The following is a 23,178-nucleotide window of genomic DNA, read 5'->3' as shown; positions in this document are numbered from 1 at the left end:
CCCTAGCTAACATGCCTTCATCGTTCGGGCAGCAGTTACAGGAAAGCCCCCTCCTTCAGCCAAGTGATTGTCATCAATGACACTTTACCAAGCGTTTCTGGGTAAAGTGTCACGGATGGCACACCGTGGGTGATCTTATCTTCGAGTTCCTTGACCCCGTACCAATTGATCCCACAAACAGCTCGAATGGATTATGATTTCTCGTCACTCTCCCACTCCGATTTCGAGGATCTCGCGCGTGACCTGATCGGGCGGGAGTTGGGCGTCCGGTTTGAGGCGTTTCCCGAAGGGCCAGATGACGGCATGGATGGCCGCCATGCGGCGGCCGACGGCAACATCATTCTGCAGGCAAAGCATTACATCGGGTCCGGCGCTTCGAAGCTGAACTCGAAGATGAAGAGCGAGCGCACCAGTATCGATGCGCTTCAGCCCGCGCGCTACGTCCTCGCCACGTCGGCGCCGCTCACTCCGAAGAACAAGGCAACCCTGGTGGCGACAATCGGGCCCGCGCTCCAAAGCACCGGCGACATATTTGGCCCGAGCGACCTGAACGCCCTGCTGCGAAAATATCCCGATATCGAGACGGCGCACCAGAAGCTTTGGGGTCAGAACACGGCCGTCCTCAAAACGATCGTCACCGCGGCGGTCGCCGACGCCCTCCCGAAGCCAGCACCGATCCCGCCGGCGCTCGCCAACCTGCTGCCCGTGCCGGGCGACGCTGACTCTTCAGCAGAGCCTCCGGCTCGAGACACGCTATTCCTCCTCAAGTCTTCCCCAGCCGATGACGAGTTCGCATTGTGGCTCGCGCCGAAACTCGAAGCGGAGGGCTACCAGGTGTTTGCCGACATCCTGACATTGCAGCCAGGTGATCGCTGGCGGCGCGAAATCAACCGCGCCATTGAGCACCGCGCCGCCAAGGTCTTGCTCGTCTGCCGCAATGCCACGGCCGACGACCAAGCGATACAGGACGACCTGGACATCGCGCTCGATGTTGCGAAGGCGATCGGCGACACGCGCTTCATCATCCAGCTAAAGCTTGAGCAGGGCCGCAAGATGAAGGGTCTGGGCGACGCGATCGCAGTCGATTTCGTTCGCGGATGGGGAGAGGGTCTGAGCACGCTTTCTGAGGCTCTCAAGCGCCAGAAAGCTCCTCGCCGCACGGAAGGGGCCGTGATTGACCCGAACTGGGAGCTGTTCCGGCGGCGGGGTGCGATTCCGCTCAAAAATGAGCCCGAACGGTTGACGTCAAACTGGCTTCGCGTCGTTGAAGCGCCGGATGCAATCCATTTTTACGAGGCGACTGGCGTGATCGATGCCGATCGCCTGAAGCGCGCTGCCGCAACCCACGCTTACCCCATCGCGGTGCAGGGCCGCGGCCTCCTGTCATTCGCGGACCAAGACGAAATCGACGACGGCTTTGCATCGGTCGGGCGCTTCAAGCTCAAACGCAGCATACCCCTCAAGACGTTCGTCGAGAACGGCGACGACAAGCTGCGGCTTGAGAAGCAGCCGGCCCAGAACATCATCAACGTGATGCTGAAGAGGGCTTGGTACGAGTTCTGCAAAGAGCGCGGACTCCTGGAATATCAATATTCGGGAGGTGTCGGATTTCATGCTTCGCCGGATCTCGCCGCCACGGGCCAGCGCATTCCATGGGGCAAACAAGGTGCGCGCAGGTCGTCGATGCTGCGCAACGTCGCGAAGGGCCATATCTGGCAGTTTGGCGTGACTGCCCTCCCCGCTTTTTGGCCGTTTTGGCACTTTAAGCTCAAGTCGCGGGTGCTCTTTGCAGGTGACAATGGCACGCCGGCGGGCCTCGAGATCGAGGATGCCAAGAAGTTGCATCGGCTCAGGCGGACGATCTGCAAGGGCTGGAGGAACAAGCAATGGTATGGCCGGATGCTGGCATTTCTGGAGCTTATCTCGGGCGAATCCGCTTACATCAGGCTACGCCTTTCCGCGACGGCGGACGCGGTGTTGGAAGCTGCCCCCATCTTGTTTTCGTCGCCTGTTAGCACCGACCTTCCCGACGCCCTGGACGCCGATGAGGAGGAAACGGATATCAGCACGCTTGGCCGCCCCGAAGCCGACGAAGAAGAGGTGGCAGCATGAAGTTCGCCGAGACATCGCTGATTGTCGAGCACCTCCACGAACCCGAGCTTGAGTTTGCTTATGGCCAGCCAAGTCCGCACCCGAAGGACGGGCTCTTTCTCTATGGGCCGCATGCCCGCGCCAAGAAAACGCGCGAAATTCGCGTCGGTGTTGTTGGCACGACAGACGGCATCAGCCATTTCCGTGGCTGGGCGCGCAAGTTGCAGCAGGTGGTTGCGGTCCCGCCGCCCGGCAAAGGCGAAAAACAGGACCGACTGCATCTCGCCAACTTCCCCGGTCTAGAAGAGACGTTTGGCATCACATTCGAACCGGACGAGGTGAGCACTCTCTCGATCCCGCTGGCTGACATCGACAAGGCGACCAGCATCCTCAACCTGCATGAGGCCGTCGACAAGGTGGCCAAACTCTACATCGATCGGGTGCGCAAGCATCTCCGGAACGAGGAACAGGCGGTCGACGTGTGGGTCCTTGTCCTGCCCGAGATCGTCTACGAGCGCTGCCGGCCTGGTTCGAAGCGCGCGGGCGTTGCGATGGAGGTGGGCGACTTCAAACGCCGACAGAAGGTGAAGGAGAGCCTCCCACTACTCGCCGCCGCCGGCGTTATCGACCAGAGCAATGAGGATATCTTCAGCGACGTCCCAGACTTCCATCGGCGTATCAAGGCCGAGTTCCTGACGATCGCGCCCACCCAGCTCGTCCGCGAGACAACCCTGGCGCCTGACGCGTTCTTGAACAAAGCCGGGTATCCGGTGCGCAAGACGCAGGACGCCGCCACGGTGGCGTGGAACCTCGCGACCGGTCTCTATTACAAGACCCAGCCGAAACCGCCTTGGCGCTTGGCGACGGTTCGACCCGGTGTCTGCTACATCGGTATGGTCTATAAAAGCCTGCCCCAAGATCCTGAGGGTCACGCTTGCTGCGCTGCTCAGATGTTCTTGAATGAAGGCGACGGCGTCGTCTTCCGCGGCGCGAACGGTCCGTGGAAGACCGGCGACTACGAATATCATCTCAAGAAAGACGCTGCGAAGCGCCTCCTGAACATGGTCCTCGAAACCTACATCGAGATGCATGGTGAGCCTCCGAAGGAGCTATTCATTCATGGCCAGACCTATTTCAACGACGAGGAGTGGGATGCCTTCTGCGCGGCGGCACCAAAGGGCACCAACGTCGTAGGCGTGCGTATCCGGACGACGGGCGGCGAGACCAAGCTGTTCCGCGACGGCGACTATCCCGTCCTCCGCGGCACCGCGCTGCTGCTTGACCAGCAGACCGCCTACCTTTGGACGACCGGCTACGTGCCGCAGCTCGACACCTACATCGGACCTGAGACGCCCAATCCGCTTCATGTCACGGTGATGAGGAGCAAAAATGCGAAGCCCGACATTCGCACGGTCCTTGCGGACATCATGGGCCTCACCAAAATCAACTACAACAGTTGCAACTTTAATGACGGCCTGCCGGTGACGGTGCGATTTGCGCGAATGGTAGGTGACGTTTTGACGATGGGATCTGCGAAAGGACAGGAGAAGCAGCCCTTCAAATACTATGTCTGATGGCGCTCGTCGGCATCAGACATAAGGGAGTGCGCCAGATAGAAGCCGATGCATTCAATGTCCCTAATCGAAGGGTAGCGCAGCGGCAGAGCCGCCGCGACGCGATCGTTCAGGTCGCGGCTGGATATTTCCCCGAGCACGGCTATTGCCGTCCTTGATCTCGGTCAGAACCAGCCGTCTTTGCGGCCTTCATTGCCATCGCGAAGCTGGCGCCCGTCCAGCGCGGAGCGGCGGATCTCCAGTTCGACCTGGTCGCCGTTGCGCCGTGTGCGGAAGTCCGCGTTGCTGAGGCCATTGCGCCGCGCATAGTCCTCGGCGGCCTTTTCGCTGCCGAACTTGCCACCTTCGTCAAATTCCCACGCCATCGTTGCTCTACTTGCATATGCCGGCACCGCGCCGGCGGTTCATCGTCACAGGTCGAGACCCAGGCTGCGCTCGGGCAGCGGGGGCAGCAGATCGGTCTTTTCAGGCTTGAGGTCGGGGGGCGCCTTGAGGTCGTCGCCCTTGGACTGGACGGGCGGCCCGAGCGGCCCGTCCGGGATCGGGGGAAGATCCGCCAGGATATCGGGCTGGTCGGCAAGGTTGATCCCGACGATCGGGCCGGGATCGAACTTGGGCGGTACGGCGCCGCCCCTCTTCCCGTCGATATCGAGGCGGCCGACCGTCTCCAGCGCGGAAGTCTTGTTTCCGGCATTGTGATCGAGCTGACGCCCCAGCTTCTCCTTGTCGTCCACGAGCATGACCAACTCGTCTCGCACGCGGGTCACGCCGACATTGAACAGGCGCTGGTTCGACAGATTGCGCTCGCGGCTGTCCATAACCGTGATCGCCTTGTCGGTGGTGATGCCCTGCGCCATGTGCATATTGAGCGCGTAGGCGAGGTCGAGACGCGACAGCATCGAATCGCCGCGGGCCAGCGTGATGGTCTGATTGCCCGCCGTTTCGAAGGTGACCCCGCTCGCATCGGCTGAGACAATGCGGGCGAGCGCGGCATTGTGCAGGTCGCGCGGCTTGTCGTTCGCGGTCCAGCGGATGCGATCGCCCTCGCGGATGTGGAGGTCTTTCTTTTCGGTAAGTTCGAGCCGATCGCGCTTTTCGGTGGGCGACAGACGCTGCGGATCGAAGCGCAGCTTGCGCCGTCCGTCGCTGAGCTCGACCTTGCCCGACGGCAGCACCCTGGTCACGTCATAGCGGCCCTGCGCGAGACCAACGTCTTGAGCGCCGCCGCGCCCGACGTCGAGGGTCAAGCCCGGACGGTAACTCGACGCATAACGCAGTTCCTCGCGGGTCAGATTCACGCGATCATAGACGATGAGATGGACCCCCTCGCCGCGCACGCTGCCTTCCGCCGCGAGACCATCCTGAATGCGCTGGTTGATGATCGCGCGGGATTCCCGGCCCGAGGCGAATACCTGGGTCGCGGCGCGGTCCTCGGCCGAGAGCGCCAGCCACATCTCCGCGGCCGCGTCAGGTGGGTTCGCGCTTTCATGAACCTTGTCGCCGAGCACTTTCATCGCTTCACCCGCCTTGCCGACATTGGCGAGCGCGGCGACGGTGCGCAGCGTATCGGTGCGTTGGCGGATATTCTCATCCATCCGGGCCATCGTGCCGCCGGCCGCCTGGATCATGGCGAACGACTTGCCGGCATCGATCGAGGAGAGTTGCTGGCGATCGCCGACAAGCACGAGCTTGTCGATGCCGAGCGCCTCGACGATGCCGTGAAGCTTCAGCATGTCGGTGCTCGAGACCATCGACGTCTCGTCGACCACCAGCATGGCGCCAGCGAACCGCGCCCGCGCGTCCTCGAACCTTGGCGTATCGCGCTCGCTCACATAGCGCTCATTGGCAAGCACGAACGAGGCAATGGTCTGGCTCTTGATCCCGGCTCCCTTGGCGAGGTCCGCGACCATCTTGTTCTGGAAGGCGAGCCCGAGAATATCGCGGCCTTCGGCTTCGGCGATACGGGCGACCGCCTGCAGCATGGTCGACTTGCCAGCGCCGGCGACGCCCTGGACGGTGACGGTCCGATCCTCGGAGGCAAGGATCAACGTGGCTGCAGCAAGTTGGCCGGGATTGAGTGGTCGTTCCGTGATCTCCTGCAGGCGCGTGGGCGCCTCCTGTGCGGGCAGGACCGGAGCCGCCCTGCCCGCTCCGGCCTCAACCGCCTTCAGGATCGATACTTCGATGCGCAACGCGTCCTGCGTCGTCACCATCTGGACGCCCTTGTCCTCGAGGCGGGGCGCGCCGGGGATGAGCTGGCGGCTGTCGAAAAGCTGTCCGATGCGGTGCTCGACCGTGTCGATCGTGACGCCCTTCAGTCCAAGATCCAGCGCGGTCTTTGCGAGCTTGTTGACATCAAACGCCGCCTCTCGCTCGGCGAGGATCCGCACGGCAGACGCGACCGCGAGCTGCGATCGCGCAACCGCCGGGGATTTCGTCGCGCGGGCAAGGCCGCTGTCTACCAACGGATCGGGCGAATGAAGGAAGCCCCCGATCAGCACGCGCGCGCCGGCGATCGCGTCGGTGACCGCGCGGAAGCCGCGCTCGAGCCGGCTGTCCGCAGCGCCCTGGCCCGCCTTCGCCTCGGCTGAAGCGCGTATGGTCTTGCCGTCGAACCCGAGCGCCACCGCCTTGTCGATCCAGCCCTGGATCAGGCTTCCCCGGTCGTCGACATTGAGCTTGGGATCACGGGTCGTGGTGGTGACGCCGTCGCGCCCCTTGGCGGAGACGATGCCGAGCTCGGCGGCCTTTTCAAGGATGGCCTCACGCCGCTGACTGAAGGCCTCGATCACCGCCTGGGGCACGCCCGCGATTTCAAAGGTGCCGTGCTTGCCCTTCATTTCGACCTGGTAGCCAAGCTGCTCGAGCCCCGCGCGCAGGAACGCGTGGTAGATGGCACCGATCGTCGTGTTGTTGCTCCAGATCTTGTCGGCATGGAGCGCCTGCCATTTGCCGTCGGGCATGCGCGTCAAATTGGCGACGACGGCATGGACGTGGGCCTGCGGATCGAGGGCCCGGCTCGTATCGTGCTGGAAGAGCGCATAGACGAGATTGCCGGTACGCACGGGCACCTTGCGGCCCTCCACGTCTTTACGACCCTCCGCGAGATTCTTCTCGACCCAGGCCATGGTCTTCTGGACCGCGCTCATGTTCGCGGCGAGCACGCGCTTGTCGTCGGCAACATAGGCCATGACCGACACCGACTTGGGCACCGAGAAGGTGAGATCGATGCCATTGCGGCGGTTCTCGACCTGGGCGACGCCCTCCCCGCTGGGCAGAAAGCCGCTCAGCGTTTTCTCGAAATCGTCGCGTGCGACCTCGCCGGTGAGCCCGAGACTGGCCGCCCCTTCCCCGCTCCAGGCGCTGACCTCGGCCGAGCCGTCGGCCGTATAGTAATTATCCTTGAAATCGTCCTTCGCGAAATAGTTCGCGGCACCGGCTGCGGAGCGGACTGAGGCGATCGAGTGCATGGGTCAGATCCCCATGTCGAGATCGTCGCCGTCGCGCCCGGCCGCAAACCCCTGGCGCAGCTCGATGAGGGTCTGATCTTCGACTTGGGGCGCCGGTGAGACGGCGCCGCGGGCATCGCGACGATCACCCTCGCCCCGCGTCGTCGCAGCCTGCTCGCCATCCTTCCCGAGCGCCTTGTCGCCCGCCCGGGTTGCAGGGGTCGATTGCTCGTTCTTGTCGTCATTGCGCTGGGTGGCACGAGCCGGGTCGGCGCTCTCTTCCTCGGATGGTGTCTGGAGGATCCGCGCCGCCATTTCCTTGGCGACATTGCTCGCCTCGGCCACCTCGTCGATGATCTGCGCGGCACCGTCGCGGCCGCCCGCCTCGTCACCTTCTTCGCTAAATGCTTCCTCGCCGCGCCTGGAGCGAACGGGCTGCATCGAGGGGCGCGGCATGAAGCCGCGCGCGACCTCGGGATAGTCCTTCCACTCGAGCAGGATCCGCGCAGCCGGAAAGCCGTCCGGGAATTTCACGAAGCCGTGCATCGAGGGCAGGTTCGTGATGTCGTCGGCAATGACGAGAGGCTCCACCTGCTTGCGCGGAGTTAGCGTCGAGGCGTCGCGGTTGTTGTTGTAGCCGTAGCTGTAGGCCTCATCCATCTGCCGCACTTCGCGGTTGCCGATATATTGCGAGCACTCCTCGGCGGTCTTCAATTCGCTGGTCGCAAGGATGAGCTTGGTGCGTGCGAGCGAAGCGAGATTGCGGGCGCCTTCTTCGCCGTAAACCTCGACCAGCTTCTGGAAACTGTGGAGCCCCAGGATCATCGCGCCGCCGAAATTGCGTGCGGTCTGAAGGCCCTTCTCGATCGCGGGCAGCCGGTGGAGCGCGCCGACCTCGTCGAACATGAACCAGGTGCGCAGCGAGCGCGTGCGCGGCAGCGTCATGAGGCTGGTGATGGCGAGGTTCATCCACAAGGTCAGCAGCGGCTTGTTCATCTCCAGATCGTCGTAGTCGGAGGTGACGAAGAGGATCGATCCGGGCGCCCGGTCGACGGTCATCCACTGGCGGATCGAGAACTGCTCGCCCTCGTCGGGGAGGAAGCGAAGAACCTGCGCGTTGGTGTTGAACACGGCGCGGATCGATTCCGCCATGCGGGCGGCTTCCGGGGCGGTCAACGGGTCGGCGATGGTGTTGGCAAGGAACCGGTGAACGCGCTTCAGGTCGGCCGTCATCAGGTTTTCGGAAAGAGCGAGATTGCTGGTCTGGCCGCGCTCAGCCAAGCGGACGCACATCTCGATGAAGAGCGTGCGCGCAGCAAGGGCCCAGAAGGGTTCGGAAGAGCCACCATCGGACGGGATCAGCGCCGCGGCGGCGGATGTGAAATGGCTGTAGGTCGAGCAGTCGTTGAAGATCGACCAGGCCGGGCAGCGCTGGTCCATGGGGTTGAGGATTGTATCACGGGCCGGATCGTAGAAGGCTTCGACATAGGCGCCGGTGAGGTCGAAGATGACCGCATTGTCCTGGCGCTGGCGCATCTGGGTGACGAGGCTTCTGAGTTCCGTCGTCTTCCCCGCGCCGGTCGTGCCGATGAGCATCGTGTGGGACTGCTCGAGGCGGTGCGGATAGGGGACGCCGGCGAGGGAATAGGGATGATGGATCCCGCCTGCCTTTCGCTCGGAAAAAGGCAGACGGAGCACGGCAGCCTGGCTCAGCCGGGGGAAGAACTGGCGCGCATCTTCGGCGAATTTGGCGGCATTGTGCTGGGCGATTTCGGAGACGAGGACGGCGTAGTCGACCAGCATGGCGCCCCGCTCGTGGCGTTCCTGAAGGATCGTCTTGCCGCGCCTGCGGGAGATGTCGACGAACCAGATCGCGAGGGGCGTCACGACGAAGATCGAGACAAGGAGCGAGCCGATCAACGCGTGGACCGTGGTGGCCCAGGCCTTTTGGACGGCGGGGATATAGGGCACCGCCGGCATGATGGTTTTGTAGATCTCGCCGCTCGGCAGCGTGACGTTGACGCGCTTGTTCGGATTGAGGTCGACCCAGTTCCAGAGGCCCGCATAGACCTTCATGCAGACGAGCTGGAATCCGTGCTCATCGAGGCGGATCGAGAGGATGATGAACCACGCCAGGAGGAAGGCGAAGAACCACGCCAAGATCGGCAGCTTGGCCCCTGAGAACCACATCAGCATCTCGTGGGTGAGAAGCTGGGAGCCGCGCGTGAAATTGCCCGAGTTTCGCTGCACGCGGCCGCGCGCGCTATGATGGGTCAGCGGGATGTTTTTCCCGTTCGAGCGGATGTCCTCACGCGCCATGATATTGCACCAGGCGCTTGTCGGTTTCGGCGACGAGACGGTCGCGCAGTTCGGGATATTGCTCGCGGATGATGACGTCCAGGGCGAGCTGCTGGAACTCGCTGATCCGGGCGAGCCGGCGCTGGCTGGCGGTCAGGACATCGGAGGATGAAAGGAAGACGTTGAGGGCCGACCGGATGATGTCGGCGACGCTCAGTTTCTGCTCGGCGGCAATCGCGCTGAGGCGGTCCCACTGGGAGCGCTCGAGGCGAATATTGTAGTGCCTGTAACTGGTAGCCAAGACCAACCTCCTAGCAGGGAGGCTGGTGGGGACTGAAGAACGGCTCTATTTATAGCGCTCGGGCCGGTCACGGGCAAGTTGATCGTCATGCCCCCTCCCCTCGTAGTCTCGCATACTACGCCGAAATAGCCGATTTCCGCCGATTTCATGCGCCGCCATTGCCGTACTACAACATACTCTCCCTTCCTTCCGCGCTAACCCGTTGTGTAACAACGGAAACCCTGCACCTTCAGGTGCGTAGGGTGTGCTAATCCTAAGAGACCGATCCCAGGTCCCGGGCCTGTCTGATGATGGTCGGAAGGGGCCTGTAGCCAGGTCCGGCCAGGCAGGGTCCGCCGTGAGGCGGAAGCGACGCTCATGTCGTCGCGGCGCGGCCGGTCGCATCGCGAAAGCGAGGCAGACGGATCCTCACCGCGCTCGGACGCAGTTCCGAGGCGCGGGACCAATGGCGGCCGTCAGGCCCCATTGGCAGGCGAGGATCGTGACCCGAACGGGCGGAGACAAGGCTTTGCCTTGGCTCCGTGAGCTTGGTCGGCGGCGTCCCGCAAGGGGCGTCGGCCGCCTAGCGAATAGAGCCGTCATCGGGCCAAGGCCCGATGCGCCCAGTGTCTCAATTCTTCTTCTTCCGGCCGTCTCAAGCTGCCGCTATAGTCGGTCCGTTCATAGCCCGATTAGCCTTCACAAGAGGCACCTATGGCAAAGACGTTGGAACAGGAGCGGTTGGCGCTCGAAGAGGACGCGCGGAAGCTGGAGAGCCGACGCAAGTTGCTCGAAGAGAGAGAGCGGCAACAGGCAATTGCTACGATCGAAAGATCGGGCTTGTTGAAGCTCGAAGCCAAGCGTCTCTCGGCGCTCATGGATCGGTTCAAGACCCTCGGAATCGAGGCAGTCGAGAAGCGATTGACGGCCTGACCTAACCTGCCGCGGCAACGCCGCGGCACGGCCATGGGGGGTTCGATGCCCCCCATGGCCGTATCTCTCCCAGCAAAAAAAGGGGGAGGCCGTAGCCCCTCCCCTGACCCTTAGAACTCATCCGACATGCGGCCCGGGACCGTGTAGACCACCCGGTCGATGAGCCGTGTCGGCAGCGCGTGATAGTCGCCCTCGTCGATGGCGACGTAGCGGCCGGGTTCCTCCTCGATGACATGCTGGTCGAAGAAGCTGTGTAGGGCGCGGCGCTCGGCAAAGGCGAGAGCGGCGAGATAGGCAGCGGCGTCAGCGTGGGCGGCGGTCGATATGATCTGCATGGTGGTGCTCCTGTCGTCTTGAATGACAGGGAAATGGCCGTCGTTGAGGGAACCGCCGGGTCAGGGACGCCGGCACAGCCGGCGCCGCGAAGCGGGGAGTGGGGGTGCCGATTTTGTCGTGGCTGGAGCGCAGCGAAGCGGAGCGGAGGTCACGGCAAAATTGGGGGCACCGCTCATCCTTGACGCGGCGGTTCCCTCAACGACATCCTCGGAATTCTGTGAGAGATTTTATCCTCTGAAGGGTGCGCCAACGTCGCCCCAAGGATCAACAAAGCATGATCCCGCGCGGCGGCGGTCGACCCGCTGGACAGGTCCATCAGCCCGCGCATAGCAGGTGCGTCTTTCGGGCGGTTGTTATCCGTCGGGTTGGTTCAATCGTGCGCCTGTGTTAGGCCCCTGGTGCGCTGCAGAACGGGCAGCGCCGGGACTGGTAATCCCGTCGAGAACGGCAACTCGGGGTGAGCTTTCACGCCGGGGTGCCTGCGCATATGTCCAGGTGCTTCGGTACTAAAAGCGTAGGCGCATGTCTCGACGTGTTACCAGCCCCGGCTCCCGCGCCCAGTGCGCGGGAGTTGATGTGGTCGGGGCGTGCCGACATCTCCCTTGAAGGCTTCGCGCCCGGGGTGATGCTATGGAACTCAATGCCAATGCGCCGACCGTGCAGCGGGCGCTCGGCCTGGCGCTCATGCGGCAGGCGCTGGAGTATTTATCCACGGTCGGCGAGGACGAGGCGTCAAGTCATCTCAGTTGCGCGATCGACGCGCTGTTGAAGCCGAAGAATGGCCGGGAAAGTACCCCGGCCGCCTGATCGCCGATCGAGCCCGGAGCTAAACGCGAAAGGGCGGCAGGCTCTCGCCTACCGCCCTCTTTCACTTCTTCTTGCCGCCCTGCTTTAGGGCGGTGATCACAGCCGCGAGTCCAAACAGGATCTCTGCGAAATTGTGCCATTCCATCGCTCTGACTTTCAGCGATGGGGACGCGCCCCCAGATTGAAGGGGAATACGTTGCAACGCGCTTGTCCGGTGTTTTGAGGGGCCGACCCCTATTGTCCTGGTTCGCTGTTTGCTGGCTTTTTCGGGTTCGCTGTTTGGATCTAAGCTTTTGCTGGCTGTTTTTCGGTTTGCTGTTTGGCTGTCTTGGTTCTGATTTTTTGGTTTTGCTGGTCTGTTTCGCTATCCAAGTGAGGGCGTGGCCACACCCTCCCAGGAGAGATTGGACGCGAGCTTTCGGATTTCAAGGATGCCGCGCGCGGGACGCTAATGAGCTTTAGCCATGGGCCCAAGAAAAGGGCGCGCCAGCATGTGACGCGCCCTTCTTCATGCCGTCGATCGGGCGGAGGCTATGCCCATTCGAGGCGCAAACTGTCGTCGGCATCAGCGATCGCGAGAAGACGCTCGAGCCGCTCGAGCATGGTGGAAATTCCATCGGCTTCCGCGCGGTGCCGTATCGCCGGATTGGCAAGCCGATCCCGGATCGTATCGATCGGGATTTCGCCAACGAGGTCGGGGTTGAGCCCGAGGCCTTCGAGCAGCGCATTGGCATCGCTCTCGGCGAGATCGAGCTCATCGCCATGATCGGATGTGAGCGATGGGCGCATACGGATCGCGCGATCACTTTCGTACCACCAGACCGCGATCCGCCGAGCCCGGAACTGGGCTTCGTCAAGCACCGCGATGACCGCGGCATCGTGGTCGAAAACGCGCGCGACCGAGGCGAGCGCAAGCGGACACACGCGTGCTTCGAAGTTGAGCGCGAGCACGCGGTCCTCGTCGCTGTCGGGATCGAGCAGGGCAAGACCGAGACGTTCGCCCTCCTCCCGCAGATAGGCGCGGAAGGCAGCGAGCTGGCGCGCATTGATGGTAGCGACAGGACCGGGTTGATCGTCGGAAGCGGTAGCGATGCGGAACGTGATGGACATGGACGTCCTCCCTCGTTGGAACCGCTCCCTCGCTCCTCCTCTCCTCGATCCGTTTCCGGGGTATGGGCGCGTCAGCGCCCGTAGAAATTGTCCGCCAGAGACCGTTCTACGGTGTCGAGCATCCCGCTCGCCCAATCGCCGAGAACTCGGTCATTCGCCCACGCCGCCAGCGGCGCCTTGAAGCTAGTAAGATGCGCGTTAAGCGATCCGCCCCAGGAACTGGGATAGATGCGCTGGCGAAGCGCATCGCGGAAACGCTTGCGGCCGCCATAGAGCTTGGCGAGCTGTTGCAAGGCCGGGTGCCAGGCGAATGTCCCGCCCTTCTGTTCGAGGATGGGGAAGAAGCTGAGGAGGAAGGCGATCCGGGCATCCGGGTCGACCTTCACCCAATCGAGCATGAGGTTGAGCGGCGTTCCGAAGAGCGCGCCCGGACCGGTGCGCGAGACGTCATAGGCAAAGAGCTTGGTCGCCGAGATGATGGCGTTCAGACGCTCCCGCTCGACGCGGGTGGCGATCTCGTAAAAGCCCGCGATCACGGGCCAGACCTCGGTCGGGGCGCGCTGGATCACGATCGGAAGCGCGCTGCGCAGCGCGTCTGAGCTACGACCGTTGCGCCCGCCGGCGGTTCGGCAGGCCTGCTCGATCTGAACTGCGAACGCGTACGCAAACGTCCGATCGATCGCGCCGGCGGCATCGAGCAGCCGGAGCATGCGATCATAGTTGTAATCGGCATTCGATGCGTTGCCTTCGGCGCCGTCGGCGATCGATGGCGAGAGAAGCGCGACCTTCACCAGTGCGATCATCTCAGGTGCCAGCGCCTTGTCGCCGTGGGTGACCATGGAGAGGATTTCGAGGGCGGCCCAGGCGCCGCCGTCTTCACCGCGATCAACCAGGGCGTGGATGAAACGTCCGAGCGCGTCAGGCGACACCTCGGCGAGGCCCTTGCCGTAGGAGATGACGACGGTCTGCGGCGGCGTGACCCGCTGCTGACGGACATCGTCGGTCAGCTTGTCGAGACGCTGGTCGGTGACGCGCAGAAACGTCGGAATATACATTCGGTTGGCGGTGAGTACCGTCGACTGCTTGGCGATCGCCTCGAGCTTGGCAACCTCGTCCGGCTTGTCGGCGAGGCGGCGATCGAGTGCTGACAGGAGGGCACCGACGAAGTTGGCGCCCGCCCGATTTCCGCTGGAATCGAGCGCGGTGACAGCCTGTTCAATGGCATCGAGCGGGTCCGGCAGATGTTGCGCCAGGGCGTGTGCGAAGGGATGCGGAGAATTAAGCTCCTGGCTCGACATGACCCGAATGGCTCGCGCGCGCTGGTCGGGGTCTGCGGCGATGCCGGCTGCGAGCGCAGCGGCGCGCCGCGCGCCATATTCGAAGTCGGGATTGTCATGGTCCTGGGCATATCGCCGATCCGGGTCGTGGATATCCGATACCCAGAAACGGCTGTAGAGCAGCGCCTGATCGACGGGGTCTTTGGGCAGGGTAACATCATAAAGACCTCGGACGGCGCCAGAGAAGTTCGTCGGCGTCTCAGGGCTGTCGAAATAGAGCCAATCGCCGATGCTCTTGGTCGCGGCGAGATAGTGACCGGAGACCGCGACGACGTCGCCGATGAACGCCTCGATCGTGGGGAGCAGCTCGGGCATGATGAGATTGCGCAGGTCGCCTGCGACGTGTTCCTCGATCGCGGGACGAAGCGCGGAATCCTTGGTCCAGACCTCGCGCAGGCGGTCGAGAGCCCAGTTGAAATAGGCATGGATCGTGCCGTTGTCTGGCGGTGCCCATTCGGGCTGATAGGGTTCGGCGCCGACCTGCTCGAAATCTTCCGAACGGGAAAGATAGGTCTGGATCATGGCGCCGAGCGCTTCGACGCCGGCGCGGCGGATGCGCGGATCGTCTTCCTCGAGTGCCTGCTCCAACGCTTCGCGGCGCCGCCGATCATCGGCTTGTGTTCCAGCGAGCGCGACCTGGAAGAGCTGGCGCAAAAGGCTGACGATGGGTTGCGTTCCCTCGGTGTCTGCGACGGCTGCCAGACGCAGGATCATCTGCGCGGCGGGCCGGAAACTGTCCTGGCGTCCGGCGAGCAGTCGCAGCGTATCGACCAGTTCCTCCGTGACCTCGATCGCAGCCAGATCATCGAGCGGCATACGGCCGATGACGAAATAGAGGGCAGTGCCGACACGGTCGGGTTCGACGTGCGCGAAGGCGGGAAGATATTGCGCCACGTCGGGATGGACGATGGCCTCGTCCGCAAAGGAACCGCGCAGGAGGCTATGGATCACGTCGCTCAAGGTGCGCGATCGGGTGAGATAGCGCCAGCGCGCGAGCATCGCCTTACGGTGATGAGGAAGAGCGTCGCCAAGAAAGCCTATCACGGTAGATGGCCGCAGATAGTCAAGCCGGCGGAGCGCGAGGAAGTCGGCGATCGGCCGGGGCTGTGCGTTCATCGCGCCATAGTTGCGACCGACCAGGTGCTGCCCGGCGGCGATGACGAGGTTTTCGTACATCAGCTCGCCCTTCATCTGAACCAACATCTCTGCGATCTTGTCGAACGCGCCGGGATCTTCGTCGGGCGAGAGCTGGCTGAAGAGCGAAAGGCACTCGAGCGCACGGACCGTTTCGCGCTCGGCGCCGACACCATCGAGAATCTGCTGGGCGACGGCGTCGGCCGACTTGAGGATGCCCGTTTTTCCGTAACTCCTGGTGAAGGACACCGCGATGCGTGGGAAGCCGTCACAGAACTCGGCGAGATAATCGAGTTCGTCGGCCTTTGCCTTGGGCAGTCCGGCCTTGAGAATACCGCGAATGGTCGACCGGTCCGCCGGTGTCGGGCGGATCATAACGCAATGGTCGTCATGGTCGATGCCATCGGCGCCGATCGTGATGATACGCAGCGCGCTCCCCTCGCCCCGCGCAATGTCGTTCAGCCGGCGAGCCTCGCGCAGCGGGCATCCGTCGACCACGAGCACCGTATCGGCGCCGTCTTTCACCACCTGGTTGGCGACGTCCCAGAGGCGCGAGGCGACCTCATTATAGTCGCAGAAGATGAAGTTGGCGGCCGTCAGCCCGCCGAGCAGGCCAGTGCTGGCCGAGAGCGCATGATAGAGCGCGCGAGTCTTGCCGATACCGGACGCACCCCAGATGCGGGCGGAGGTGCGCGGCTCGTCCAGTTCATCGGCAAGGCGTGCGGCAAGCTGGGAGAAGTCGATCGCGTCGGCATCGTGGGGGCCAAGCGAGAACTTCCGATCCGGGCTGTCGACAAAGGCCGGCGCCGCGATTTCGGCGCGCTTGCTCCATTGATCGAGAGTGGAGAAGCCGGCGAGTTCAATGGTCGCGTTGCGTTGCTTGATCCAAACCGCCACAGCCGGGTGCGCGCTGGCCCAAGCAGCAAGCTTGTTGCCGCCATAAACGTCGACGGCGGCGAGCTTGGCGGGATCTCCTCCCGCCGTCTTGATGCCCTTCTTGATCGCCTGGACGCGATCGGCGGGCTTGTCGCCGACCAGCGCGGTCGTGGTGATCCCGATATAGCTGCCGCCGCGGGCGAGGACATCGCGGACCGCATCGCTGAGGACCTTGGCCGCGACCGTCTTTGGCTGTGTGGGCTTCGTCCAGACCTCATGTTCCCACTGGACGTTGCCGCGGTCCTTCGCCTTGCATTGGAAGATGATATCGCGCCCGGGGAAGAAATCGGTCGAGGCCTCGCCACCCGTCCAAAGGATGCTGGCATCCTGGCCGCCGTCGGCAACGGTGATCTGAAGCGGCACATGGACGCTGCGCAGCGGAACACCGGCCTTGCGGGCTTCGGCATAAAGGAGGCGGCGCAGCAGCTCGACCAGTTCGCCGCCGGTAAAGTCTTTGATCTCGTTGTGATGAACAGTGAACATCAGCCGTCCTAACCCGGCCACACCTGCGACGAAACGAAAGTTTCATCCACGACCGAAGGTCAGTCCCCCGGCGGCGCGAGGGGGCTCGATGCCCCTGAGCGCCGCATAGCGATAAAAGAAAAAGCAGGAGAGGCCCCGGCCGAAGCCAGGACCTCTCCCAACGGGGCTCACGCGCCCTGCTTGGTGCGCTGGTGCGCGAGGCGGACGATGTGCAGCGGCACGCCAGCCTGCCGCAGCTTCTGGGCGAGGTTCTGCTGGATACCCGAGCCTTCGCAGACGACGGCTTCGACCGGCTTCAGACCCAGGATGCGGTCGTTGCGTACGAAGGCCGCACGGTTCCCCTGGCTCTTGTCGAGGCGGAACTGGATGACCTTGACGCCGCGCGATGCCGCCCATGCGTGGGCCACCGCATCGCAGCCCTTGGCCTGTGCGGTTGTGGCAAGGATCATCTCCGGAACGCGTGCCTTGATGCTGTCGAGACCGTCCCAGAGCAGGTCGACATCTTCCCAGACCTGACCTCCCGAGAAGGCAACCACCGGGCCTTCGGGCGCGAACTGCTCGCGGCGTTCCCGTGCGCGTGAAGCCAGATAGTCGCGGGCGTCGACCATCGAGGCGGTCAGAGCGGACGAGACCCGGCTTCCCCGGACCGGCGAGAAGGGCTTGCCGGTTTCGACGCGGTAGACCTCGGCGGCATGGTCGCGCATGCACTCCATCGCCTCGCGGCACCCCTGCAGCGTCTGGCAGAGAAGCTGCGTGTCTTCGAGTTCGAAGGCGTAGCTTTCCGAGGGGTCGTAGTTACGCGCCAGGTCACCGAGCTTCTTGGCGGCGTCATCCTCGCGGCCTTCGATCCGCTTGGCGACGACATGGAAGCTGTTGGCGAACCCCCAGGCGAGATCGCGGGCGAACTCTTCCATCCGGGTGTCACGCAGCACATCGAACATCGTGGCCATCATCATTTCGACGGCGACGCGAACCTGATCCGGATCGGGCATCTCAGCCTTTTCTGCCGGATCGACGATGGTCATCTTCGCCATTTCATCATGCTCGAGGAACGCACCCTCGTAAGTTTCAACCTGGGCATCGTTGCCGCGGCTCGCTGCGATGTGGCTGGCAAGGTCTGCGAAGTTCGTGAAATTGGTCATGATAGCCTCCGTTGGATCTCATCCACTCGATGAGGCTCTCCTCAGGACGTGCGGTGGTCGGGGCAGTCAGGGACGTTCACCGGGAAGCCGGCGCAGCCGGACCCCGGTTAACGCCGCGCCAGCGGGGAGCGGGGGAGCCGATTTTCTCGGGTCTGGTGCGAAGCGAAGCGGAGGACCGGGCGCGTGAAAATTGGGGGGACCGCTCATCCTTGACGGGCTCGGATTCCGCACGTCATATCTAGGAAGTCATAAGAGAGAGATTTTTTAGGGCACTCCCCTCGCCCCCGGACCCCGCAAGGTGATCGTCACCCGGCAGGGCGGAGACCCGGAAACCGGGGCTCCGGGAGCCGCAGGCGAGTAGAGCGCCGGGCCCGTCCAGCGGACGGGATGCCCCGCCTCTTCCCCGGTTCACGCTGGTGCAGCGAATGTTGGTCGAACCCTGCCCACGAATCTGGCAAGTGGCGGACATGACGACGAACAATCCCTTTGGGCCAGGAAGCCCTCTCAACGATCTCTACAAGCGCCAGCGCGAAATGGCCGATTTGCTCAAGCTCGCGCGGGGGCCAGGCTATGAGCTGGAACAGCGCATGAAGGCGCTCGAAGGACCGTTGGCGGCCTATCGCGACCTGGAGAAAACGGGTGTGCTGGCGCAGATCGCCAGCATTCAGAACAGCGGAGTGCTGAGCAACCTGCTTTCGAACAGTACCTTTCATGCGGCCAATATGGCCGCGCTGCAGGCCCGCTCGACGCCCTCCTGGATGCTGGCGCTTCAGAGCACCGCGCTGAGCGTGGCGCGCAAGGATCTCGCCATCCTCAAGACCCAGCAGCTCCTGGCCGCGTCGACGGGCGCCGATATCCTCAAGCTCGCCGGTCTGGTCGACACCAACCGGACCTTTATCGAGAAGATGATGGCGGGCTCGAAATGGACCGAGCAGTTCCGCGCTCTCTCGGATCGGTTTGCGCCGAACCTCGCCGGCATCAAGCTGGCCGCCGAGCAGGCCCGCATGCTCGATATGATGACATTGCGTGCCAGCGCGGAGGTCGTCGCCAGGAGCACGGTGGTGATCGTCGCCGAACAGGTGCTTGAGGCGCACGGACTGATCGAGGCGATCGGCCATGCCGACAGCCAGGCGCAAAGCATCGGCCTGTTCGCACAGCTCCTGTCGCTGGTCGGCACGATCTTCTCGGGGCTGCAGGAGAATACGCTCAAGGAGATCAAGGGTGTCGGCGCGATCAAGCTGATCGAACTGGTGCTGATCGCGATAACGATCTGGCACTTGATGGTGCCTGCCGACTTGTCGCCGGCCGAGCAAAAGGCGTTCACGGAGATGAACGTCAAGATCGAAGCGGTGCAGGACAAGCTCGACAAGATCGTGACGGCCAACGAGGCGGCCGACGCATCCTATGTCGAGGGCCTGCCGCGGGCCGAACTGAAGCGCGACGCGGCGATCCGCCGCGAGCCGCAAGGAAAGGCCCCGGTGCTGATGCGCGGGGTCGAGGGAACGCAACTGGCGGTCAAGGAAGCCCGCGGGAAATGGCGCCTCGTGGTCTACCGAGATCTTCTGACCGACCAGCTCTCCGAAGGCTGGGTCTATGCGCCCGCGGTGCAGATGCTGGACGAGCCCGCTTCCTGACGAAAAGGTGGATGGGCGGCGCCGGAGCGCCGCCCTTACTGGTCAGAAGAAGTCGATCTTGTCGGCCCGGATCTCGCAGCCGTAGCGGGTGATGCCTTCGCGATCCTCCCAGCTCGAATAATGCAGGCTGCCGCTGATCGCGACAACGTCACCCTTCTTGCGGGAGGCGCCGGACCGGGCGAGGCCGTTGAAGCAGGTGACCTTGTGGAATTCGGTCTCCTTGGCGGTGTAGCCGGTGGCCTCGTCGACATAGGTTTTGCCGTCCTTGAGCTTCACGCGGTCGGTTGCGACGATGAGGGTGGTGACGCTGCCGCGGGTCTCGGGATCCTTGGCGACACGGCCGGCGAGATTGACGTTGTTCATGGTTGTGCTCCTTATTGGTCCAGCGGCCTTCCCGCCGGTGACACCGAAGAGCGGCGTGCGGGATCGGCGCGCACCGCAGCGCAAGCGAAGGGGAACCCCTGGAGGGAGCTGGCGCGGGCAGCCGCGTAGCGGCAACACGGGCGACCGGACGGGGTTGCGGGCCGGGACCGTTCGCCGCAGGTGTCGGGAACAGGCGAAGGAAGGACGCTGGACTCAATGGGGCACCGGCCCACGACGCATCGATCGCCGGCAGCGCATGACCAACCTGGAACCTGGCTGCGCTTCAGACCCCGGTCATGACGCCGGGTGGACGAGGATGGTGACTGGCCTCCCGAGGAGAACCCCGGCTCAGCCGGGGACGATCGTCCACAAGGACAATATGCCGTCCTTGCCCTCCCAGTCGCTACCGACCCGGGTGAAGCCGGCGCGCTGGAGGTTGTTCCTCATGGTGTTGCTGGAGGTCGTCGCGAAGGTCGGTTCGGCGATCTGCGCGACAATGGCGTCCACGAGCCCGCCCGAAAGGTGCCTGCCGCGCATATCGGACGCGATCACGACATAGCCGAGTTCGGGCGCAGCCTCGAACCCCGCGATCGGCACGGCGGCCGCGGCGAAGCTCTTGCGCCGATAGGTCGCGGCCGGGGTCTTCCATGCGGCGGCAGCGACGATGCGGTTGGTGTCCGTCTCCCGTAGCAGCGCCACACAGCGGGTCCGCTTTAGGCGCATGAGAAGGTCATCGACCGTGCCAGTGACGGCTTTCCCTTTCACGACAAGCTCGGCGACCGCGCGCTGATCCATCGGATCGAGAGCGTTGAAGTCGCCGGACCAGGGATAGGGATCGTCAGCCATGCACGTTTCTCGGTTTCTGGGATGGTAGCAATGCCGGTTATGTGGTGGGCGCGTAGTAGATTGCATCGAGCATGGCGACGCGCGCGTCCCACAGCTCCATGTCGCGGCCCGTGGGCCGGGCGGCATTGTACCAGGGCGCTTGGCGGATCGGCTCGATCACCCAGTCCCAATAATTGTCGAGCGTCAGCATCGTGGGACGAAAATCGAGCGCCACGGCCAGGCCGGGCTTGTTGCCGCCGTTGACGCAAACGAAGACGTCCGGGCGTTTCATGGCAAGCAGACGGGTCGCGGGCCCGAGCCGGGCGGTCCGGGACGAGCCGGAAAAGGCGTCGGTGAACGCCTGGACATAGTCGCTGAACTGGGTTTGCGTGACGGCTCCGCGCTTGGGGATCGAATCCAGCGCCGCGGCGAGGGCCGCGTTCTGCTGGCCGATCCGCTCGGCGAATGTGCCGGCGCCGCCCATGGATCCGAACCAGCCCCAATCGAAGTCGTCGAGACCGGCGGCCTCGGCTTCGATCCCGCCAAGTACGCCGGCGATCCCCTTCCATTCGGAGACGGAAAGATCGGCGAAGGACGCACTCTTGGCGAACATCTGCTGGATCTCGCGAACGAGCTTCATGCGTTTTTTGAAGTCGTGGTGCGTGTCCTTGCGGGCGAGCTTGACGAAGTCCCGCCAGGACATGATCGCGAGCGGCGAGGTGATACGTGCCCAGTCCTTGGCCTCGGCGGGCAGGACCGGGTTCTTCGGCCTCGGCGCTTTGCGCGCGGCCTCGGCCTGAAGGCGATAGCTATCCGCGAGCTTGCGGGTGATCGGCAGATGAAGCGGCGCATAGCCCGCGAGCTGGTCACGCACCTGTTCGAAGAAGGCATCGTCGGCCGGGCCCTTCACATGGACGCTGGCCTCATGGTTCGGTCCGAGACCTCCTTTGGTGAAATTGGCGCTGCCGACGATCGCCTCGGCCTTGGCGCCGGATTGAAAGTAGAAGATCTTCGGATGGAAGCAGCCTGGCCGGTTCTTGGCGACGAAGGCGCCCGGAACATCGACAAGGCGGTCGATCAAATCGGGATCGGTGGCCGAGAAGTCGGCGCCAAGAAGGACGGACTCGAACTTGGCCTTGGCGGCGAGCAGGCTCTCGGCGACATCGGTCAGGTCGCCCCACGCGACGGCAATGGAGATCCGTTCATGCTTTTCGATGAGCGCGGTCAGACGGCGCGCGATCTTCTTTGCGTCCAATAATGCGATTTGCATGCCCCGCCCTGTACCCCTGCTCTATTTGGTTCGTACTTAGCCAGGTGTTGGGGACACGCATAGAAATTCCCGGAGATTTACCGGGATCGGGCCAATCAAACGAAAAAAGGGCCCGCTTCGCGAGGAAGGCGAAGCGGGCCCGAGAGAGGAGCGGTTGGCGAGGGTCAGTCAGCCATTTCAGGCGTGCGACCACGGCGACGACCGCCGCCAGCCGGTGCCTCGCCGCCGAAAGCGCCTTCGGCCGAGGACTCGCCCAGACCGTCACCGGAGGCGGGCGGAGCGGTTTCGCCGGCACCCGGCAGCGGCGGCAGACCGTCGTCGGCGGCAACCGTGTCGGTGGGCGCGTCGCGCCGGCGGGTGGGACGGGACCAGACGACGTTGTACGAGCCGTCCTCCTGGCGGAAGGCCGAGATGTAGAGCGGCTTGTCGAGGCTGGGATCCTCGATCTTGCCGTTGAGGAAGCTCTCGCCGGTCGAGTTGGACGACAGTTCGAACAGCGATCCGACCTGGACCCACTGACGGGCGGCCGAGAGCGCGAGAATCTCGAATTTGGGAGCGCGCGGATTGGCGGACTGGACGGTGCGCAGCGCGATCACGATGGCGAGAGTGAGGGTCGAAATCTTGCCAGTGTAGGTGCCGCTGGCGTTCTGCGTGATGGTGCCGATGTTCATGGGTCGTCTCCTGAGAAAGTTCGCTCGAACCCCTTGTCCGAACACCTTCTCTCACCCCCCTCCTCTCCTCGGCCGTTCGGCCGAGCAAGGCGCGCCAGCGCCGCTCCGATTGGCGCCACTGCGGCGCCATCGGGTTGTTTCAGGTCACCTACGAGCTGTCCCGGGTCTCAGGTCCCTGGCCGCGATGCCGGCGAGCGCCACAAGGCGATGATGTCCTGCATCTCCTCGGCAAATCCGAGGCTATCGATATAGACCGCACCGCGATCGTTCTGGCCCAGGAAGCCGATGACGGTCGTGATGTCGTTGGCGATCGCGACGTCGAGCCCAAAGATATCGGCTATCTGGAAGTGGCCGAGGTCGGGTCCATTCCACCAGGCCACGAGAAAATCGGCGACGCGCTTCGACTGCCCGGTGTCGCTCATCGCGATCGGGATCAGCCGGGTCAGCGCGGCCCGCGCTGAATCATAATCGGTCGCAACGGTCGTCATCGACGGTCTCCCCGCTG

The 23,178-nt window shown here is 63.7% G+C and carries 19 protein-coding genes; 6 read left to right on the top strand and 13 right to left on the bottom strand.

Annotated elements, in window-relative coordinates; genetic code table 11:
* Positions 1 to 186 precede the first annotated feature (186 nt).
* Positions 187 to 2,112 (top strand): TIR domain-containing protein, encoded by a 1,926-nt coding sequence (locus FFS35_RS16140; RefSeq protein ID WP_137787984.1) that lies wholly within the window; start codon positions 187 to 189, stop codon positions 2,110 to 2,112.
* Positions 2,109 to 3,665, top strand: a complete 1,557-nt coding sequence (locus FFS35_RS16135; protein ID WP_137787983.1) for a hypothetical protein — start codon at positions 2,109 to 2,111, stop codon at positions 3,663 to 3,665. Before FFS35_RS16140 ends, FFS35_RS16135 begins: the two co-directional genes overlap by 4 nt.
* Positions 3,666 to 3,829: 164 nt before the next feature.
* Here the strand turns inward: FFS35_RS16135 and FFS35_RS16130 are convergent, their stop codons facing one another.
* Genes FFS35_RS16130 through FFS35_RS16115 form a run of 4 tightly spaced genes read right to left on the bottom strand, consistent with a single transcriptional unit; the run spans position 3,830 to position 9,713 of the window.
* A complete protein-coding gene (locus FFS35_RS16130) occupies positions 3,830 to 4,030 on the bottom strand; it encodes a hypothetical protein (RefSeq protein ID WP_100239903.1) in 201 nt (66 codons plus the stop codon).
* 45 nt (positions 4,031 to 4,075) lie between these two features.
* A complete protein-coding gene (mobF, locus tag FFS35_RS16125) occupies positions 4,076 to 7,135 on the bottom strand; it encodes a MobF family relaxase (protein ID WP_100239902.1) in 3,060 nt (1,019 codons plus the stop codon).
* A gap of 3 nt (positions 7,136 to 7,138) precedes the next feature.
* Positions 7,139 to 9,433, bottom strand: coding sequence for a type IV secretion system DNA-binding domain-containing protein (locus FFS35_RS16120; protein WP_100239901.1), 2,295 nt, complete (start codon positions 9,431 to 9,433; stop codon positions 7,139 to 7,141).
* On the bottom strand, positions 9,423 to 9,713 hold the full coding sequence (locus FFS35_RS16115; protein WP_062769721.1) for a hypothetical protein: 291 nt from the start codon (positions 9,711 to 9,713) through the stop codon (positions 9,423 to 9,425). Before FFS35_RS16115 ends, FFS35_RS16120 begins: the two co-directional genes overlap by 11 nt.
* Positions 9,714 to 10,406: 693 nt before the next feature.
* On the opposite strand from FFS35_RS16115, the gene FFS35_RS16110 reads away from it, so the two are divergent.
* On the top strand, positions 10,407 to 10,625 hold the full coding sequence (locus FFS35_RS16110; RefSeq protein ID WP_100239900.1) for a hypothetical protein: 219 nt from the start codon (positions 10,407 to 10,409) through the stop codon (positions 10,623 to 10,625).
* Between the two features lie 110 nt (positions 10,626 to 10,735).
* On the opposite strand, the gene FFS35_RS16105 is transcribed toward FFS35_RS16110, so the two are convergent.
* Positions 10,736 to 10,960, bottom strand: a complete 225-nt coding sequence (locus FFS35_RS16105) for a hypothetical protein (RefSeq protein WP_100239899.1) — start codon at positions 10,958 to 10,960, stop codon at positions 10,736 to 10,738.
* A gap of 631 nt (positions 10,961 to 11,591) precedes the next feature.
* Between FFS35_RS16105 and FFS35_RS20085 the strand changes: the two genes are divergently transcribed.
* Positions 11,592 to 11,768, top strand: coding sequence for a hypothetical protein (locus FFS35_RS20085; RefSeq protein WP_157801368.1), 177 nt, complete (start codon positions 11,592 to 11,594; stop codon positions 11,766 to 11,768).
* 531 nt (positions 11,769 to 12,299) lie between these two features.
* On the opposite strand, the gene FFS35_RS16100 is transcribed toward FFS35_RS20085, so the two are convergent.
* From FFS35_RS16100 to FFS35_RS16090, 3 genes are all read right to left on the bottom strand, one after another.
* Complete coding sequence (locus FFS35_RS16100; RefSeq protein ID WP_100239898.1) at positions 12,300 to 12,878, bottom strand: hypothetical protein; 579 nt, start codon at positions 12,876 to 12,878, stop codon at positions 12,300 to 12,302.
* 71 nt (positions 12,879 to 12,949) lie between these two features.
* On the bottom strand, positions 12,950 to 16,768 hold the full coding sequence (locus FFS35_RS16095) for an AIR synthase related protein (RefSeq protein ID WP_100239897.1): 3,819 nt from the start codon (positions 16,766 to 16,768) through the stop codon (positions 12,950 to 12,952).
* A 167-nt stretch (positions 16,769 to 16,935) separates the two neighbouring features.
* Positions 16,936 to 17,910 (bottom strand): DUF2493 domain-containing protein, encoded by a 975-nt coding sequence (locus FFS35_RS16090; protein WP_100239896.1) that lies wholly within the window; start codon positions 17,908 to 17,910, stop codon positions 16,936 to 16,938.
* Positions 17,911 to 18,377: 467 nt separating this feature from the next.
* Between FFS35_RS16090 and FFS35_RS16085 the strand changes: the two genes are divergently transcribed.
* Positions 18,378 to 19,544, top strand: a complete 1,167-nt coding sequence (locus FFS35_RS16085) for a hypothetical protein (protein WP_137787982.1) — start codon at positions 18,378 to 18,380, stop codon at positions 19,542 to 19,544.
* A gap of 42 nt (positions 19,545 to 19,586) precedes the next feature.
* On the opposite strand, the gene FFS35_RS16080 is transcribed toward FFS35_RS16085, so the two are convergent.
* The 3 genes from FFS35_RS16080 to FFS35_RS16070 all read right to left on the bottom strand — a co-directional run bounded on the left by FFS35_RS16080 (position 19,587) and on the right by FFS35_RS16070 (position 21,642).
* On the bottom strand, positions 19,587 to 19,907 hold the full coding sequence (locus FFS35_RS16080; protein ID WP_062769707.1) for a single-stranded DNA-binding protein: 321 nt from the start codon (positions 19,905 to 19,907) through the stop codon (positions 19,587 to 19,589).
* Positions 19,908 to 20,255: 348 nt separating this feature from the next.
* Positions 20,256 to 20,753, bottom strand: a complete 498-nt coding sequence (locus FFS35_RS16075) for a hypothetical protein (RefSeq protein ID WP_137787981.1) — start codon at positions 20,751 to 20,753, stop codon at positions 20,256 to 20,258.
* A gap of 37 nt (positions 20,754 to 20,790) precedes the next feature.
* Complete coding sequence (locus tag FFS35_RS16070; protein WP_349290333.1) at positions 20,791 to 21,642, bottom strand: hypothetical protein; 852 nt, start codon at positions 21,640 to 21,642, stop codon at positions 20,791 to 20,793.
* Here FFS35_RS16070 and FFS35_RS20390 point away from each other — a divergent pair, their 5' ends adjacent.
* Complete coding sequence (locus FFS35_RS20390; RefSeq protein WP_249341693.1) at positions 21,643 to 21,990, top strand: hypothetical protein; 348 nt, start codon at positions 21,643 to 21,645, stop codon at positions 21,988 to 21,990. It abuts the gene before it with no gap.
* Between the two features lie 176 nt (positions 21,991 to 22,166).
* Here FFS35_RS20390 and FFS35_RS16065 read toward each other — a convergent pair whose 3' ends face one another.
* Positions 22,167 to 22,673 carry a DUF736 domain-containing protein gene (locus FFS35_RS16065; protein ID WP_010124607.1) on the bottom strand — a complete coding sequence of 169 codons (507 nt, stop codon included), beginning with the start codon at positions 22,671 to 22,673 and terminating at the stop codon, positions 22,167 to 22,169.
* Positions 22,674 to 22,840: 167 nt separating this feature from the next.
* Positions 22,841 to 23,161, bottom strand: coding sequence for a hypothetical protein (locus tag FFS35_RS16060; RefSeq protein WP_137787980.1), 321 nt, complete (start codon positions 23,159 to 23,161; stop codon positions 22,841 to 22,843).
* Positions 23,162 to 23,178 lie beyond the last annotated feature (17 nt).

Origin of the sequence: Sphingomonas sp. 3P27F8, from assembly GCF_005502745.1 — a bacterium.
Classification (GTDB): Bacteria; Pseudomonadota; Alphaproteobacteria; order Sphingomonadales; family Sphingomonadaceae; genus Sphingomonas.
Note: the sequence above shows the minus strand (reverse complement) of the source record. Positions and strands in the feature narration are given on the sequence as shown.

Coding starts and splice junctions, on each gene's coding strand:
- FFS35_RS16140 (WP_137787984.1), top strand. CDS start 187: ATGGATTATGATTTCTCGTCACTCTCCCACTCCGATTTCGAGGATCTC.
- FFS35_RS16135 (WP_137787983.1), top strand. CDS start 2,109: ATGAAGTTCGCCGAGACATCGCTGATTGTCGAGCACCTCCACGAACCC.
- FFS35_RS16130 (WP_100239903.1), bottom strand. CDS start 4,030: ATGGCGTGGGAATTTGACGAAGGTGGCAAGTTCGGCAGCGAAAAGGCC.
- mobF (WP_100239902.1), bottom strand. CDS start 7,135: ATGCACTCGATCGCCTCAGTCCGCTCCGCAGCCGGTGCCGCGAACTAT.
- FFS35_RS16120 (WP_100239901.1), bottom strand. CDS start 9,433: ATGGCGCGTGAGGACATCCGCTCGAACGGGAAAAACATCCCGCTGACC.
- FFS35_RS16110 (WP_100239900.1), top strand. CDS start 10,407: ATGGCAAAGACGTTGGAACAGGAGCGGTTGGCGCTCGAAGAGGACGCG.
- FFS35_RS16105 (WP_100239899.1), bottom strand. CDS start 10,960: ATGCAGATCATATCGACCGCCGCCCACGCTGACGCCGCTGCCTATCTC.
- FFS35_RS20085 (WP_157801368.1), top strand. CDS start 11,592: ATGGAACTCAATGCCAATGCGCCGACCGTGCAGCGGGCGCTCGGCCTG.
- FFS35_RS16100 (WP_100239898.1), bottom strand. CDS start 12,878: ATGTCCATCACGTTCCGCATCGCTACCGCTTCCGACGATCAACCCGGT.
- FFS35_RS16095 (WP_100239897.1), bottom strand. CDS start 16,768: ATGTTCACTGTTCATCACAACGAGATCAAAGACTTTACCGGCGGCGAA.
- FFS35_RS16090 (WP_100239896.1), bottom strand. CDS start 17,910: ATGACCAATTTCACGAACTTCGCAGACCTTGCCAGCCACATCGCAGCG.
- FFS35_RS16085 (WP_137787982.1), top strand. CDS start 18,378: ATGACGACGAACAATCCCTTTGGGCCAGGAAGCCCTCTCAACGATCTC.
- FFS35_RS16080 (WP_062769707.1), bottom strand. CDS start 19,907: ATGAACAACGTCAATCTCGCCGGCCGTGTCGCCAAGGATCCCGAGACC.
- FFS35_RS16075 (WP_137787981.1), bottom strand. CDS start 20,753: ATGGCTGACGATCCCTATCCCTGGTCCGGCGACTTCAACGCTCTCGAT.
- FFS35_RS20390 (WP_249341693.1), top strand. CDS start 21,643: ATGGACGCTGGCCTCATGGTTCGGTCCGAGACCTCCTTTGGTGAAATT.
- FFS35_RS16065 (WP_010124607.1), bottom strand. CDS start 22,673: ATGAACATCGGCACCATCACGCAGAACGCCAGCGGCACCTACACTGGC.
- FFS35_RS16060 (WP_137787980.1), bottom strand. CDS start 23,161: ATGACGACCGTTGCGACCGATTATGATTCAGCGCGGGCCGCGCTGACC.